The sequence below is a fragment of the Candidatus Oscillochloris fontis genome, from assembly GCF_004138135.1.
Classification (GTDB): Bacteria; Chloroflexota; Chloroflexia; order Chloroflexales; family Chloroflexaceae; genus Oscillochloris; species Oscillochloris fontis.
Genome location: NZ_RYFD01000042.1, coordinates 1 through 15,490 on the forward strand (window position 1 = coordinate 1; position 15,490 = coordinate 15,490).

General features: G+C 60.2%; 13 protein-coding genes. 10 read left to right on the forward strand and 3 right to left on the reverse strand.

Annotated elements, in window-relative coordinates; genetic code table 11:
• Positions 1–266: 266 nt before the first annotated feature.
• Both EKD03_RS14290 and EKD03_RS14295 read left to right on the forward strand, forming a co-directional pair.
• Positions 267–2,792: a tetratricopeptide repeat protein gene (locus EKD03_RS14290; RefSeq protein ID WP_161569273.1), complete on the forward strand. Its 2,526-nt coding sequence runs from the start codon at positions 267–269 to the stop codon at positions 2,790–2,792.
• Positions 2,793–2,958: 166 nt separating this feature from the next.
• Positions 2,959–3,756, forward strand: a complete 798-nt coding sequence (locus tag EKD03_RS14295; protein ID WP_129632185.1) for a DUF4058 family protein — start codon at positions 2,959–2,961, stop codon at positions 3,754–3,756.
• Between the two features lie 184 nt (positions 3,757–3,940).
• On the opposite strand, the gene lexA is transcribed toward EKD03_RS14295, so the two are convergent.
• On the reverse strand, positions 3,941–4,588 hold the full coding sequence (gene lexA, locus EKD03_RS14300) for a transcriptional repressor LexA (RefSeq protein ID WP_129632188.1): 648 nt from the start codon (positions 4,586–4,588) through the stop codon (positions 3,941–3,943).
• A 332-nt stretch (positions 4,589–4,920) separates the two neighbouring features.
• Between lexA and EKD03_RS14305 the strand changes: the two genes are divergently transcribed.
• The 8 genes from EKD03_RS14305 (at position 4,921) to ftsY (ending at position 13,110) form a co-directional block, all read left to right on the forward strand.
• Complete coding sequence (locus EKD03_RS14305) at positions 4,921–5,859, forward strand: ROK family protein (RefSeq protein ID WP_129632191.1); 939 nt, start codon at positions 4,921–4,923, stop codon at positions 5,857–5,859.
• Between the two features lie 114 nt (positions 5,860–5,973).
• On the forward strand, positions 5,974–7,425 hold the full coding sequence (locus EKD03_RS14310) for a FecR family protein (RefSeq protein ID WP_238613530.1): 1,452 nt from the start codon (positions 5,974–5,976) through the stop codon (positions 7,423–7,425).
• Positions 7,422–7,829, forward strand: coding sequence for a holo-ACP synthase (gene acpS, locus EKD03_RS14315; RefSeq protein WP_129632193.1), 408 nt, complete (start codon positions 7,422–7,424; stop codon positions 7,827–7,829). The genes EKD03_RS14310 and acpS overlap by 4 nt, the downstream gene beginning before the upstream one ends.
• 56 nt (positions 7,830–7,885) lie before the next feature.
• Positions 7,886–8,743, forward strand: a complete 858-nt coding sequence (locus tag EKD03_RS14320; RefSeq protein ID WP_129632196.1) for a class I SAM-dependent methyltransferase — start codon at positions 7,886–7,888, stop codon at positions 8,741–8,743.
• A gap of 56 nt (positions 8,744–8,799) precedes the next feature.
• Positions 8,800–10,416 (forward strand): NAD(P)H-hydrate dehydratase, encoded by a 1,617-nt coding sequence (locus EKD03_RS14325; protein WP_129632199.1) that lies wholly within the window; start codon positions 8,800–8,802, stop codon positions 10,414–10,416.
• Between the two features lie 18 nt (positions 10,417–10,434).
• The gene (locus EKD03_RS14330; RefSeq protein ID WP_129632202.1) at positions 10,435–11,745 is read left to right on the forward strand and encodes a thymidine phosphorylase; all 1,311 of its coding nucleotides are present in this window, start codon (positions 10,435–10,437) and stop codon (positions 11,743–11,745) included.
• A gap of 6 nt (positions 11,746–11,751) precedes the next feature.
• Positions 11,752–12,126, forward strand: coding sequence for an FmdB family zinc ribbon protein (locus tag EKD03_RS14335; RefSeq protein WP_129632206.1), 375 nt, complete (start codon positions 11,752–11,754; stop codon positions 12,124–12,126).
• Positions 12,127–12,141: 15 nt separating this feature from the next.
• Complete coding sequence (gene ftsY / locus EKD03_RS14340; protein ID WP_129632209.1) at positions 12,142–13,110, forward strand: signal recognition particle-docking protein FtsY; 969 nt, start codon at positions 12,142–12,144, stop codon at positions 13,108–13,110.
• Positions 13,111–13,268: 158 nt separating this feature from the next.
• On the opposite strand, the gene EKD03_RS14350 is transcribed toward ftsY, so the two are convergent.
• Together EKD03_RS14350 and EKD03_RS14355 are read right to left on the reverse strand one after the other, a co-directional pair.
• A complete protein-coding gene (locus EKD03_RS14350; RefSeq protein WP_129632215.1) occupies positions 13,269–13,907 on the reverse strand; it encodes an FHA domain-containing protein in 639 nt (212 codons plus the stop codon).
• Positions 13,908–14,116: 209 nt separating this feature from the next.
• Entirely contained in the window at positions 14,117–15,367 is a 1,251-nt protein-coding gene (locus EKD03_RS14355; protein WP_129632218.1) for a glycosyltransferase, read from the reverse strand.
• Positions 15,368–15,490: the final 123 nt, after the last annotated feature.

Genomic DNA, 15,490 nt, shown 5'->3' on the forward strand with positions numbered 1-15,490 from the left:
CCCGTTGCGGGCGTTCAAGGTGAGCGGGTGGGTAGTGCTATGTCGCAAAAAGACCTGGAAACTTAATTTACGGACTACTCAGCAGAGTGATACAAATAGCCAACAAGAATAGGATGTAGAAGAGCAGCGGGCGACGCATATGATGCTCCTAGTAGTGAATGCACTCATGGGGTGTATCATGCGCTATTATAGAAGCCCCCTCCCGCCCCGTCATTGGGAAACAATTGGGGATTGATTGGGAATTTTTGCAACATAACGAGCGTGCTATGGCAAAGAAACGTGGAATTGCGTTCTACCGCGAATGCTGTCAGCCCCCTTTGAGCCAAGAGGCTCTCGCCAAGGCTCTAGGGGTGAGCCTCAACACGATCTCTCTGTGGGAACTCAATGGTGTACCCAAAAAAGCAAATCTCCTCCGCCTGATCACCTTCTTCGTTGAGCAGGGGGTTCTAACGACCTATGCCGATGCGGCTCATCTTTGGGCAGAGGCTAGGGGTGATAAGCGTGAACCCTTTCCTGAACCACCAGAACTGCGTGCGCTCTTTGATCCGCGCTGGAAGTTGCCGAGCGATGCGCTCCCCGATCACGCGCCGCCCCCGCCCGGTTCGCTCCTGCTGCTACGCCGTAACCCCCTCTTTATGGGGCGCGAGCCGCTGTTGCTCCGTATTGCGCAGGCGTTGAATGCCCCGGATGCGACGGTGGCAATCACCGGGATCGCCGGGATCGGGAAGACCCAGCTTGCCACTGAGTTCGCCCACCGCTATGGGGCGCTCTTCCCGGCGGGTGTCTTCTGGATCAGCTTTGCTGACCCCAATTCGGTAGAGAGGACGGTCGCTGATTGTTACGCGCACCCGTCCGCTGCGCTGCTACCGCTGAGCCAACGTGCCGAGCGGGTCTTGCAGACATGGCACGAACCAGAGCCGCGCCTGCTCATCTTCGATAACTGTGAGGATGAAGATCTGCTCGCCCAGTGGCGCCCCGCCCACGGTGGCAGTCGCGTGTTGCTCACCAGCCGCCGCACGCGCTGGAATGCCGCGCTGATTACCGCACGGCTGCCACTGCCAACCTTTGAGCGCTCGGTAAGTGTTGGCCTCTTGCACGCCCATCTCGATGCCGCCGGGGTTGCCGAGGTGTCTGCGCCTGCGGTTGATGCGGTTGCCCAACTGCTCGGCGATCTGCCGCTGGCGCTGCATCTGGCCGGTTCCTATGTGGCTTACCGCGCTCCCTTCTTTACGCTGGAGCAGTATTTGGCGGAATTGCACGCCCAGAGTGCGCTCGATCATCCATCACTGGAGGGCATGGGGCCGTCGCCGACCAAGCACCCCCAGCATCTGGTGCAAGTGCTGGCACTGGCGATAGCCCAACTCGATCCGGCGCAGCCGGTTGATGCCCAAGCGTCCGCCCTGCTCGCCCGCGCTGCCCACTTTGCCCCCGGCGAGCCGTTGTTGCTCGAACTCCTGCTGGCGAGTGCTAATCTGCGCCAGGATGCGGCGCAGCCAGCCCTCAAGCGTCTGGTGGGCGACCTAGGGCTGCTGGAGGCCACGGCCAGCAATACGGTGCGGGTCCACCGGCTGATTGCCGAGTTCGTCCGCAAGAGTCCGCATGACCCGCAGGTGCAGGCCGATGTGGAACGGGCCAGCCTCGATCTGGCCCAGCGCTTTAGTGATGGTGGGGAGGCTGCGCCAGCGGGGTTGCTCACCCACCTGCGGGCCGTGGCGAGTGCCGCCCAGCTACGCCACGATCTGGGCGCTGTCCAACTCGCCAATGCACTGGGCTGGCAGCTCTATCTCTCCCGCGACTTTGCGGCCTCAGTTGAGTGGCTGGCATGGTCGCGCACCACGCTACAGGCAAGTGCGCAGCCCGATCCGGCCATGCTGTGCGAAACGCTGGAACTGCTCGCGCTGGCGCATCAGATGTACAACGAACAGACCGAACAAGCCGAAGCCTACTATAGCGAGGCGCTGGCGCTCTGCGAACAGACCTATAGCCCGGAGCATCCCAGAAGTGCCGATCTGGCCAACAACCTGGGCTACTTCATCGCCTTCCATCGCAACGACTACGACCGCGCCTACCACCTGCTGCGCCACGCCGTCGCGGTGCGCCGCCGCGAGTATGGGCTAGCCCAGGGCAACACCGCCCGTAGTCTACGCAACCTGGGCTTTGCGGTCTTTAGGCAGGGGCGCTACCGCGCTGCGATGCGTTACCTGCGCCTCGCGCTACGCTGCTTCGAGTGCGCCGAGGGTAGCTTTGCCATTGCCCGCGCCCAGACCCTCATGCATATGGCCGATGTCGCCCTGGCCTGCAACGATCCGCGTGCCGAGGAGTATGTGAGTGCCATGTTCGATCTGCGCGAGGCCGAGCGCAAGGCGGAAGATGGCGAGATGGCCGAGAGCTACTGGTATGTGGCGCGGGTGGCGCTGGCCCAGGGCAACACTGCTGCGGCAACCGAGGCATTCACCAAGGCCGAGCAGATCTACGCACAACGTGCGTGGCCCGATCACTACGTGTTGGCGCGTATGCGCGGCGATCAGGCACGGCTGGCCTTGCAGCAGGGCAATCCCGCTGCTGCTGCCGCGTACATTGCACAAGCCCAGCACCACTGGGAACAGATCAGCCCCGACCATGCGGATCGTGCCGAGTCCTACCTGATTACTGCATACATCGCTCTCGCTCAGGGCGATCATGCGGCGGCACGCAGCCACATGCTGCGCGCCGTGGCCATGCGCGAGGCGGTGTTGGGGGCTGAACACCCAGCCACGCGGGCAGCACGGGGTAACTGTTCACACTTCCCCTAGCCTCCATGTTGTAACGCGAAGGCGCAAGCCTATACCAAAACCTTCGCGCCTTCGCGTGAGCCTAAAGCCTTTTACCCCAAGTGTGAACAGTTACAGCACGGAAAGTGCTGGCGGGGCTAGATGCTGCTGCGTTATAATGATCGCACATGGCATGGAGGATTAATCTATGGGCGCACCATTTCCGGGCATGGACCCCTTTTTAGAAGAACCGAGTGGCTGGACAAGCGTGCATCACCGGCTGATTAGTGTCATCAGCGACACACTGATCGAGCAGGTGGCTCCGCACTTTTCCGTGTCTATTGAGGAGCGGGTCTATATCACTGATGACGACACTCCCGCTATGCGCCAGAGCATCGCCCCCGACATCTTCCTTGTGCAACGGCCCGCACCACCTCCACCCCAATCTACCGCTATAGCAACCATAACCCCCGCTACCATCATCGAGCGCCTTCCCGCATCCCTAGAGGTGCGTGATCGCTACATCACCATTTACGACCGACGCAACCGTGAATTGGTGACGATCATCGAGATCCTATCGCCATGGAATAAAGCGCGTGGCACACGCGGTAATCGCGAGTTTTTGTCCAAACGTACAGCGGTCTTTTCGACTGATACGCACTGGATTGAGATTGATCTCCTGCGAGCAGGTGAGCGGCCAGAAGAGGTTGCGAGCCAGAGCGACTACTACGTCCTCCTGCGCCGAGGCAACGCAGGCAGCCGCTTGGAGGTCTGGTATATCGATCTTCGCGACCCACTCCCACGCATCAGTGTGCCGCTGCGTGCCCTCCATGCAGACATCGTGCTTGATCTGCAAGCCGCGTTTACTCTGCTCTATAACCGTGCGCACTACGCCGAGGATATAGACTACACCCGCCCCGTGCCACCACCAGCACTCCGACCCGCCGATGCGGCATGGGTTGCTCAGTCTATTACGCAGTGGCAGAATAACAGCAAACATCTCTAGGGTTGCTACACCAATGATCGTTTAAGACCATTCAAGAGACATAGTCCGGTTGATATGTTAGTTGTGGACTAGCCATGATAATCCTCCACCTCCAGGATTCGCACACTGGTCACATGTGACCAGTGGATATAACAAGATGGGGACGTATGCACATCCCCATCCCAGATGACACCCTATCTATTCCTTAAAACAGCGAGCGCAACACCCCGACAACCCGCCCCTGGATACGCACATTCTCCGCCATGGTGAAGATCGGCTGCATGGTGCTGTTGGCCGGTTGCAAACGCACCCGCCCATTCTCCTGGTAGAACTTCTTCAATGTCACCGCGTTCTCGTCGAGCAAGAGCGCGGCCACCATGTCGCCGTTGTTGGCCGAGTCCTGGCGCCGCAGCAGCACAATATCACCATCGTCAATCAGCGCGTCAATCATCGAAAGCCCACGCACCTTGAGTGCATAGACATCCTTCAACTTCTCGGCACTCGCCAGATCTAACGGCACATCAACCTTGTCCGCCGCTTCAACATCCACCTCCTCCGGGTCGGGGAGCGGCTGGCCAGCCGTGATGATGCCGAGTAACGGCACCTGATGTGCCACGTTATGCACACCTAGCGTATTGGGGAGGGTGATACCCCGCGATACCTTCCCCTGCCGGTTGATCTTGCCCTTGTCCTGCAACGCCTTCAGATTGTAGGCAACTACCGAAGTGGAGGAGATCTTCAGGTCGGTCTGAATGTCGCGGATGGCGGGCCAGTAACCATGCTTGGCGAAAAATTCCTGGATGTAGTTCAGGATCTTCTCCTGGCGGGTCGAGAGACCATCAGCAGATCGCATAGCCTGTGTCCTTTCATAGGCCGCAGCCAGGACGGCCAGCGGCGATACGTGCATACGACGGCCTGAATCTGAAGACCGTAGCTCCATCAGACAGAACGTATGTAGTAGATTATACCAACCAAACACTTGTGCTGTCAAGTAGTTTTTGAAACCCCATCAGGGCATGTGCAAAGTCCTTGGGGCTGCACCCCAAGCCCCATTTTTTGTGGTGTTTTGGCGGCTTCGCCGCCAAAACACCACAAAAAATTCTGCGGGGGCGGCTGCGCCGCCCCCGCACCCCCACCGGAGGTGACTTTGCACATGCCCTGGAAACCCCATGCTACAATAGCCCCATGAAGTATGTGATTGGGGTTGATATTGGCGGCACTCAACTACGTTGTGCCCTCATCAATAGTGCCGGGGCCATCCTGGCCCATACGCGAACCCGTAGCCACGCCGATCAGGGGCCGGCTGCGGTCATTGGCCGCGTCCTCGATCTGATTGCCCAGATCCAAGCCCAGGTGCCCAGCAATGGCCAGGTGCTCGGCATTGGTGTCGGTGCCCCCGGTCCGCTCGATCCTGAACAGGGGATCATCTTTGCTGCCCCCAATATGCCCGGGTGGAATCAGATCCCGCTACGCGATACGCTCGCCCAATCCACGGGTCTGCCGGTCTGGGTAGATAATGATGCCAATGCTGCCGCGCTCGGTGAGTGGCGGTTTGGTGCTGGTCATCATGCGCACCACCTCGTCTATGTGACAGTGAGCACCGGCATTGGGGGTGGGGTGATCATCGCCGACCGCCTGCTCCACGGGCGTCTGGGCGCAGCAACCGAGGTCGGTTCGATTCTCCTTGATCCAGCCCGCGTGACCCGCTGGGAGGATCTGGCCTCTGGGAGCGCACTGGGCCGTGCGGCGGCCGCCGCGATGCCCGATCATCCCCAGAGTCTCTTGCATACACTGGCCAGCCCCACCACCATCACCGCCGCCCATGTGGCGCAGGCCGCCGCTGCTCACGATGTCCTCGCCACCCAACTCATGCAGCGCGAAGCCCATCTGCTCGGTATCGGCTTCGCCTCACTCCTGCACCTCTTTAGCCCGGAAGTGCTGCTAGTGGGTGGGAGTGTCATCCTCGAAAATCCAACCCTGCTCGAACAGGCCCGTACCATCGCTTATGCCCACGTCCTAACTGATCTCTACCGCGAGGTACCGATTCTGCCTGCCAGCCTTGGTGATGAAGCCGGGGTGATTGGTGCCGCTACGTTGGCCCTCGAAGCCGTCGGCTGCCGGTGATGTAGGGGCGAAGCATCGCCCTCCATAGAGTAGGAGAACTCGAACGAGTTTGGAGGGCGATACTTCGCCCCTACGGGATGATCGGGGAACCCGGCGATAATGGGGTTTCCAATCGTGAATAGCCTAACCTTGATTCATATGCAGTTTCCTGATACAACCATCAATCCGCAATCACGCATCGTAGCTCAGCAACGCACCCTCCGCATTGCCTGGATGACCCTATTCGGCTTTCTCCTCCTCTTTCTGAGCTTGATCGGTTGGACGATCTATGCCGGGTGGCAGTTCTACCAATCTGCGGTCATTCCGCGTGATGCAACGGTGATTGTGCGTGGCCCCGCCGAGTGGATCAGTTGGCAACCCGCCAACCGCAGTGTCTTCCAAGGTATCAATGACCAGCAGGTGATTCGTCCCGGTGATAGTGTGCGTATTGTCACCAAGGCTGGTTATGGCCAGATTGCGAGTATCCGCCTCTTTGATGAGAGCCAGATTGATCTCTGGGCCGGGGCCGATCTCCGTATCGAGACGCTAGAAACGAGCCGTTGGAGCGATCAGACCCAACAGGTCACTATTCACCAAAGTGGTGGCTATGTGCGCTATGATCTCCGCGCTGGGCAGCCCTACCAGCAGGTGCGCTTTCGGGTCATCGTGGGCAATACGATCCTCGATCTAACCCCCGGTGGGAGTTATAGCGTCGATCTACGCCCAACTGAACGCAGCATCAATACTCTGCCTGGCACCGAGATCGCGTCTTTTATCACCGATGTGGCCGTGCGGAGCGGTACACTGATCATCCAGCGCTCAAATGGTGCGCGTGTTGTCTTAGGCGCACGCCAACGGGTTGAGGTTGATCCTTCTGGGATGCCGGGCTTACCTGTCCCCGCCCGTTGGGAACTGATCCGTGACGGTGGCTTCTCGCAGTTTAGCGAGGCTGAATATAATAACACCACTCAATCGGATGGCTCCGAATTGGCCCGTTCTTCCACCTGGCAGGTCTACTCCGGCCCGGCCCTACCGCTTGAACAACAAGGCTTCTTCCGCCTCTCTTCCATCTGTCGCCCACCGATGGTAGATCAGAGTTGCTCGCCATCCGAACGCCGCATCGCTGCGTGGTTCTACCGTGCCGGTGCGCAAACCACTGGCTTTATCACCGGAATTAAGCAGCAGCTTGGCTATGCTGGGGCCGGGATTGATATTTCAGAGTATCGCCGCCTCACCTTCTCACTCTGGACACGTATCCTCGATCAGTCCATTGAGGATGTCGGCGAACGAGGCAGCGAGTGCCCAGTCATGATCCGCTTCCTGGCGCGTGAGGAGAGTCCCAATGATCCCGATCTGGAGAAGGTGGTCTGCCTCTATACCGATGCGAATGATCTACCGCCTCGCGTCCATGCACAGGATGTCTACTACTACCGGTTGCAGAAAGCCGAATGGACCCACTTCACGATCAACCTGCGCGATGTGCCATGGTTGCCCGACCATCGCTATCTGCAAGGTATCCAGATCTATGCCAATGGCCACGATTATAATGCCCTCGTCGCCGATGTCTCCCTGATTGGTGAACAATGATCTACCACGGAGTTGATATCATCGAGATTCAGCGTATCCGCCGCGCCATTGAGCGCTGGGGCGAACGTTTCTTGCGTCGCGTCTTTACCAGTGCTGAACTACAGGATTGTGCTGCACTTGGCCCTCATCCAAGCTACCAATCGCTGGCCGGACGCTGGGCCGCCAAGGAGGCCGCCGCCAAGGCTCTCGGCGTTGGGCTAAGTGGGATGAGTGCGGCCACTTCGCTCAACGAGCGCCCCGGCATGACCGATATTGAGGTGCTGCGCGAACCAGACGGGCGGCCCGCTCTGCGCCTGCATGGCCCCGCTGCGGCCCGTGCCACCCACCTACAGATCACGAGCATCGCATTGAGTATCTCGCATAGTGGTGCATATGCGCTGGCTAGTGTGGTAGCACTAGCCTGATCTCTGGTTATACTTCCCCCATCTCAAACGTCATCATAAACAGAAAGGTCTTGTGCATGAACGCCGACCACTCCCCGCCCACCCGCCTCGCTCTACCACTCAGCGCCGAGGGCTACGCTCATGCCAACGAGGCGTTCCGCCAGTGCTGGACCGCCGACCGTGCCGAGGTACTGGCCTTTATGCGGCAACATCTCCCCACAACGTCCGCCAACAATCTCCACGTTCTGGGTTTCGGCGTCGGTGATGGTGAATTCGATGTACAGATCATTGCTGCGCTGCGTGCAGCCTTTCCCACCACGACGATCAATTATATCGCCGTTGAACCCAACACGGCCCAGTTGCAGCGTTTTGCCGAACGCATGCGCACCGAGGCCGTCCAACTAACCCAGCACCCACTCCAAGCTGAGGAGTACACCGTTGAAGGGGAGTTCGATCTGATCCACTATATCCATGCGCTCTACCATATGCCCGGTAGTGAAGCGCGCCTGCTGCGCGATGCACTGGCTGGACTGCGTCCAGGAGGCAAGCTCCTCATCGCCCTCTCGTCCGAGCGAGGCGGGATCTACCAACTTATGGGGCAATTCTGGGAACGAATTGACTACAGCTTCTTCACCACTGGCCTCTTTGGCCAAGAGAGCCTGCGCGCCACCCTCGCCGAAATCGGCGTACCCTACACCGCCGAGATCTACCCCGATGTGGCGATTGATGTCGGGCCATGCTTTGATCCCGACTCAGATCTGGGGCGGCATTTGCTCAATTTTTTGCTGCAAGCCGCAATTGATCAGGCTCCAGAAGATCTCCGCCAGGATGTTCTCGATGCACTCGATGCGCTCGCTCCCAACATTGATGGGCGGCGTTTGCTCTCCCACCCCAGTGGGGTCTTTGTGGTTACCCCACCACCGGCGGGGGTGTAGAGACGCAATATCTTGCGTCTCTACACCCCCGCCGAAATACGGTACAATACGTACGTATGAAACTGGTAACAACCGCACAAATGCGGGCGCTCGAACATGCCGCCGTTGAGAGCGGTACCACATGGGCCGGGTTGATGGAACAGGCGGGGCTGGGCGTCGCCCAGATAGCTGTCCGTTATATCCGTCGCGGTGCCCGTATTCTTGTTCTGGTTGGCCCCGGTAATAATGGTGGCGATGGGCTGGTCGCTGCCCGCCATCTGTACGATGTCGGCAGCACCATCCAACTCTATTGCTGGAATCGCCCCTTTAATCCTCACGATGCCAACCATCAACAGTGTCGCCAACGCGGGATTCCTGAACTCGCAGCCGAAGATGATCCTGATCAAGCAGCCCTCCAAGCTGCATTGCAGAGCGCCGATCTCGTTATTGATGCCCTCCTGGGTGCCGGGGTCAAACGCCCGGTAGCAGGCGAATTGGCCCGTATTGTTGAGACGGTGAATAGGGCGCGTTTGGAACGTGGCCCCGGCTGTCAGATTCTGGCGGTTGATCTACCAACCGGCGTTGATACCGAAACCGGCATGATCTATGGGGTGGCCATTCGTGCCGATGTGAGTGTCGCAACCGGGGCGATCAAACGCGGGATGCTCTTTCATCCAGGGCGTGCAGCGGTCGGCAAGATCCGTTTGGCCCCCATCGGGATACCCCCACACAACCTGGAGGCAGTTATGAGTGAATTGTTGACAGCGGATTATGCCCGCTCACTCCTTCCCAAACGACCCAGTGCCGCCCATAAGGGGCTATTTGGCAAGGTGCTGATTGTCGGCGGTTCGCTCCATTACCCCGGAGCTGCGAGCCTCGCATGCGCCGGGGCGGGTCGCGTGGGTGCCGGATTAGTAACCCTCGCGGCTGGCCGTACCGTGCTCGGTTTGGGTGGGCGTGGCCCCGAAACAACCCTCCTCCCGGTTGCAGAGAGTGAATGGGGTACGCTTGGCCCTAGTGCCGTCGAGGAGATCGCGAAGGCATTGGAAGGCTACCAATCCTTGCTGATTGGCCCCGGCCTCGGTACTGCCGAACCTACCAAGGAGTTTATCCGCCGCTTCTTTGGGCTGCAACAGCCTAAGGCCCGTAACCAAGTCGGCTTCTTGCCGCTCCCAGCAAACCCCGTACTAAGCAATTCTACCAGCATCCCGCTGTCCCCGACGGTAGTTGATGCCGATGCCCTCAACCTACTCGCCAGTATTGAGGATTGGCCCGATCATATTCCCCACGAACGCTGCATCTTGACCCCGCACCCCGGTGAGATGCGCCGCTTGCTCAAGCTCGATCAGCTTCCTGCGGATCTCACCACATGTGCCAGCGGAGCGGCCCAAGCCTGGGGACAAGTGGTGGTGCTCAAAGGAGCCACTACGGTTATCGCCCACCCCGATGGACGCACGCTGATCTACGATGGCTCCAATCCGGCCCTCGCCACTGCCGGGACAGGTGATGTCCTCGCGGGGGCAATTGCGGGACTCTTGGCCCAAGGGCTGAACCTCTTCGATGCCGCCAGCCTCGGTGTCTACCTCCACGGGGCCGCCGGGGTTCGCGTTCGTGATGAGATGGGCGATGCCGGAGCGCTCGCATCCGATCTGCTCCCCCAGTTGCCCCTGGCGATCCGTGCCCTACGCGGATGATAGTGACGGAGTACCTTCATGCGCGCTGTTGACCTGATCGCGAAGAAGCGAGATGGTGTTGCTCTCTCCAGTGATGAGATCCGCTGGATGATCTCCAACTATGCCAGCGGGGCGATCCCCGATTATCAGATGAGCGCCTGGGCCATGGCGGTGGTCTGGCGCGGTATGGATGATCGCGAAACCGCCGATCTCACCATGGCCATGGCCGAGAGTGGCGATATGCTCGATCTCCACGATCTTGTGCCGCTTACAGTGGATAAGCACTCGACCGGTGGGGTTGGTGATAAGACGACGCTGCTGCTCGCCCCGATGATCGCGGCAGTCGGCCTGCCTATGGCCAAGATGAGCGGGCGTGGTCTCGGTTTTAGTGGTGGAACGGTGGATAAGCTTGAGAGTATCCCCGGCCTACGCACCAACCTGAGTGCCGAGGAGTTCCGCCACGCCGTGCACGAAATCGGTCTGGTCATCGCTGCCCAGAGTGGCGATCTCGCCCCCGCCGATAAGAAACTCTATGCCCTGCGTGATGTCACCGCAACGGTCGAATCAATCCCGCTGATCGCCGCGAGTGTGATGAGTAAGAAACTCGCCGCTGGGGCCGATTGTATCGTGCTGGATGTCAAGTATGGCCGTGGCGCGTTTATGCACACGCCCGCTGCGGCCCGCACCCTGGCCCGCACGATGGTGGCGATTGGCACCCATGCCGGGCGGCGCGTTGCCGCAACCATCAGTTCGATGCAACAGCCGCTCGGCTTCGCCATCGGCAATGCGCTTGAGGTGCGCGAAGCTATCGCCGCCCTGCGCGGCCACGGCCCCGCCGATCTGGTTGAACTCTGCCTGACTCTGGGCACCCAGTTGGTGCGCCTGACCGGGCTACGCGATAATGACGCTGCGGCACGTTCACTCCTCCAGGAAGCACTCGCAAGTGGTGCGGCATGGCAGCGCTTTACGCAAATGATTGCCCACCAGGGCGGCGATATTCGGGTGATTGAAGACCCGGATCGCCTCCCGACAGCCCCGGTGCAACTGAACCTGATTGCCCGCAAGGCTGGCTATGTGACCGCGATTGATGGTCAGGCGTTGGGGATGGTCTGCAACCAACTCGGTGGTGGTCGTCAACGCACCGAGGATCGCATTGATCCCCGCGTGGGCCTCATGCTCCAAGCCAAAGTGGGTGCTGCGGTCACGCTCGACTCGCCACTCTTAACCATTCACGCCGCTAGTATCCCCGATGCCGAACGGGTGATACCCCAACTCTTGCACGCCTATCAGATTGAGTCATCACCAGTGGCTGTCCCGCCCTTGATTGAGGATATCGTACTCGAAGGATGATCGCCGATGCCGATCTATGAATATCGCTGCCCCGCCTGTGCGGGCCGCTTCCAAAAGCTGGTGCGCGGCTTTGGTGATCCGCCCGGCCTCACCTGCCCACGCTGCGGGAATCAGCAAGTGCAACGCGCCATCTCACGCTTCGCCACTCTTAAATCTGAAGAGGCCCGCCTTGATGCGATGGCCGATCCCAGCACCTTCGCTGGCCTCGATGAAAATGACCCGCGCTCCATCGCCCGCTGGGCCAAGCGCATGGGCAAAGAACTCGGAGAAGAAGCTGGCGAGGATTGGGACGAGATGGTTGATCAGATGCTGGAAGAAGAACGCTCTGCCGAGGATGCCGGTACACCACCTCAGCAATCCAATAACCTCGGTTGGGGCTAGTCAAAAGGAATACCAATGTTCAAACGCCTGTTTGGCCGTGGACAGGATACCCCGCGCACCGAAGAAGAGGCAAAGGTCGAAGAGGCCCAGGTCTCCCAGAGCCTCGAAAAGTCACGCCAGGGGATCTTCGGGCATATCTCCAAGCTCTTCGCCAACGATGACCCGATCACCGATGAGTTATGGGACGAACTCGAAGAATCACTCATCCAGGGTGATGTTGGCCTCGAAACCACCCTCTATCTCGTCAATCGTACCAAAGACCGCGTCAATCGCCATGGTACGAAAAAGGCCCGCGAAGTCCGCGATATGCTCAAAGCCGAGATGGTACGTACCTTCCAGGAATTTGCCGGGCAAAAGACGATCAATGCCCGCCCCTATATCGTGCTAGTGGTGGGCGTGAATGGGGCCGGAAAGACAACCCTGATCGCCAAACTCGCCCACCGCTACAAGCAGCGCTTCGGCAAGAAGGTGCTCCTCGCTGCGGGTGACACCTTCCGCGCCGCTGCGACCGAGCAGCTTGAAACCTGGGCCGCCCGTGCTGGTGTGCCCTGCGTCAGTATGGGCCAAGGGGCCGATTCCGCCGCTGTGGTCTATAAGGGGCTGGATGCCGCGCTTGAGCAGGATGTTGATGTCCTGATCATTGATACCGCTGGCCGTCTGCAAGCCAAATTTAACCTGATGAAGGAACTGGAGAAGATCCGCAACATCATCCAGCGCAAGATCCCCGATGCCCCCCACGAGGTGCTGCTGGTGATTGATGCCACCACCGGCCAGAACGGGGTGCTTCAGGCCAAAGCCTTCCTCCAGTCGGCAAGTGTCACCGATGTGGCCGTCACTAAGCTTGATGGTACCGCCAAAGGTGGGATCGCCTTCGCCATTGCCCAGGATATCGAGCGCCCCATTCGCTATATCGGCACCGGCGAGAAGATTGAAGACTTAGCAATGTTCGATTCGCAGTCCTTCGTGGATGCGCTCTTTGCGTAGCTGCAAGTTACGCCTCCCGGCGGAGGTTCGGAGGAGGCTTCACCTCCCCCGAAAACTTCTTTTTCTCGTATGTTGGCGGCGAAGTCGCCAACATACGAGAAAAAAGTGGGTCTGGGGCGTAGCCCCAAGAGGAGTATAGGGCGCGTCGCGACGCGCCCCTACATCTCCAACACATACCCCAAGCCCCGCCGCGTCTTGATTGGATCAATCGTCGCATCCACATGGCGAATCCGCGCCCGCAACCCCGCCACGAGCATATCCAGCGCAGCCGCATGCTGCGCCACCTCATAGGGCTGGCCCCAGATCTGTTGCGCACACTCGTCACGGGTGCAGAGCCGCCCACTGTTCCGATAGAGCAACAACAGGAGCCGCGATTGCCCCGGTGTCAGATCCAACACCCGCCCATCCAGCAAAAAGACCATCAACTGATCATCATAGCGCAGCCCCCGTGTAGGGACATAGGTATCCTGTGGATCAACAAACTTGAGGATCGAAGAGCCACTACCCAGGCCAATCAGATCATCATGGTCGAGGGTGTAGGGTGCGCTGATCAACCGACCATTCACATAGGTGCCATTGGCACTCTCGTCATCAATCAGCAGATAACGTAACCCAACCCGCTCAACGCGCGCATGGCGGCGTGAAACCTCACGTCGCTGAACCACCACATCACAGTCCGAACCCCGCCCAATGGTTATCACCGTGCCGCGCAGCGAGAACTCAGATGGTTGAACCACATGGTCGTTCAGCGCAAGGAGCAGCGCGACCGGTTCTGCTACCTGTTCTAGTTCAGGCATACCTACCCCCGACACATGTTTGCTCTCTCCAACTATAGCACGCTTGGCAACTGTTTATCCTCCGCTGGGGGTTCGGGGGTTGCTGCGCCGCAGCGGGGGCTTCGGGGGCCGCAGGCCCCCGGAAAAACCTTGTTTCTTGGGGTGGTGTTTGGCGGCTTCGCCGCCAAACACCACCCCAAGAAACTCTTTTCTGGGCGTAGCCCCCAAATCTACTTTTGGTGGTCGGTGGGGCGGCGTAGCCGCCCCACCGCCTGCACCACCTCGATAATCCGCTCGGCGCGCCGCGCATAGGTGTGCTCGGCGGCAAGTGCCCGCCGCGCTGCGTTGGCCTCATGATCACCACTAGCCGCTAACGCCGCCACTAACGCCGCCGTCAGCCCCTCCAGATCGCGTCGGGGGAAGGTGTAGCTCAAGTCGGGTGGCACGATCTCGGCCAAGGCGGGCATCTCCGGCAAGACAATCGGCTGGCCCAATGCCATATACTCAAAGAGCTTGAGCGGCGAGGCGGTCACATCCGTCACCGTGTCGGGGATGGCCAACACATCGGCGGCCCCCAACACCGTCAACACCTCGGCCTGGGGCCGGGGCGGCAAGAGGGCCAGCATGGGGCGCCCATTGCGCTGGGGTAGCTCACCCGTCCCCGCCCAGATCGCCCACCCCCAACCCTCCGCCTGCTGGCGCAGCGCGGCGCGTTCCGCCTCGCGCCCCCCCACCAGCACCAGGGTCAGGTCGGGGTAGCGCTGCGCCAAGTTCTGCCCCGCCGCTACCAGCCCATCCAACCAGCGGTGCGCAAAGGTCATCCCCGCGTAGGCGATCAGCGGGCCATGCGCCGGTAGCCCCAGCACCGCCCGGCATGTCGCCCGATCCTGCGGCGCAAAGATGCGCTGATCATAGGCGTCGGGCACCACATAGACCTCCTCCGCCCGCCGCCAGCCGATCTGGCTCACCAGCCGCCGGAAGTCCTCGGTGAGCGAAACCACCGCCGCCGAGCGGGTCAGCGCCACCCGATCAATCAGGTGTAACAGCCCTTCGGCCCAACGCTCCTTGGCCCGCGAGGGGTTGCGCGCCTCAAGATCATGCGCCTCATAGATCACCGGCACGCCCAGCAACGGCCCGTACACGCCCGCCCACCACGCCGCACAGATCACTTGGCGCACATAGACCGCCTCGATCTGGCGGGCGTGAGGCGCAAGGCGCAACGCGGTCATCAGCGCAAAGGCGCTATGCTCCAGGTAGTAGAGCAGCGTACTCTTGTAGAGCCGCGAGAGCTTGCCAATCGCAGGCCGGGGCAAATGGCACGCCCCCACCTCTTCAAAACGGCTCGGCTCACGCCCCCAACGCGGAATGAAGGCGCGGGTATCCGGGCGGCGCACGCGCAATTCGCGCAGGGTGGTGTAGGTCTGGAGCGCATTAGCAGATTGGAGGGTCAGGCTGGTTGGGTAGGCAATATAGACGATCATATTTGTGCTAGAAAAATAGGATAGGGGCGGCTGATGAGCCGCCCCATGCGTGTGAAATTACGCCTCCCGGCGGAGGTTCGAGGGAGGCTCCCCCGAAGAACTCTTTTTCTCGTATGTTGGCGG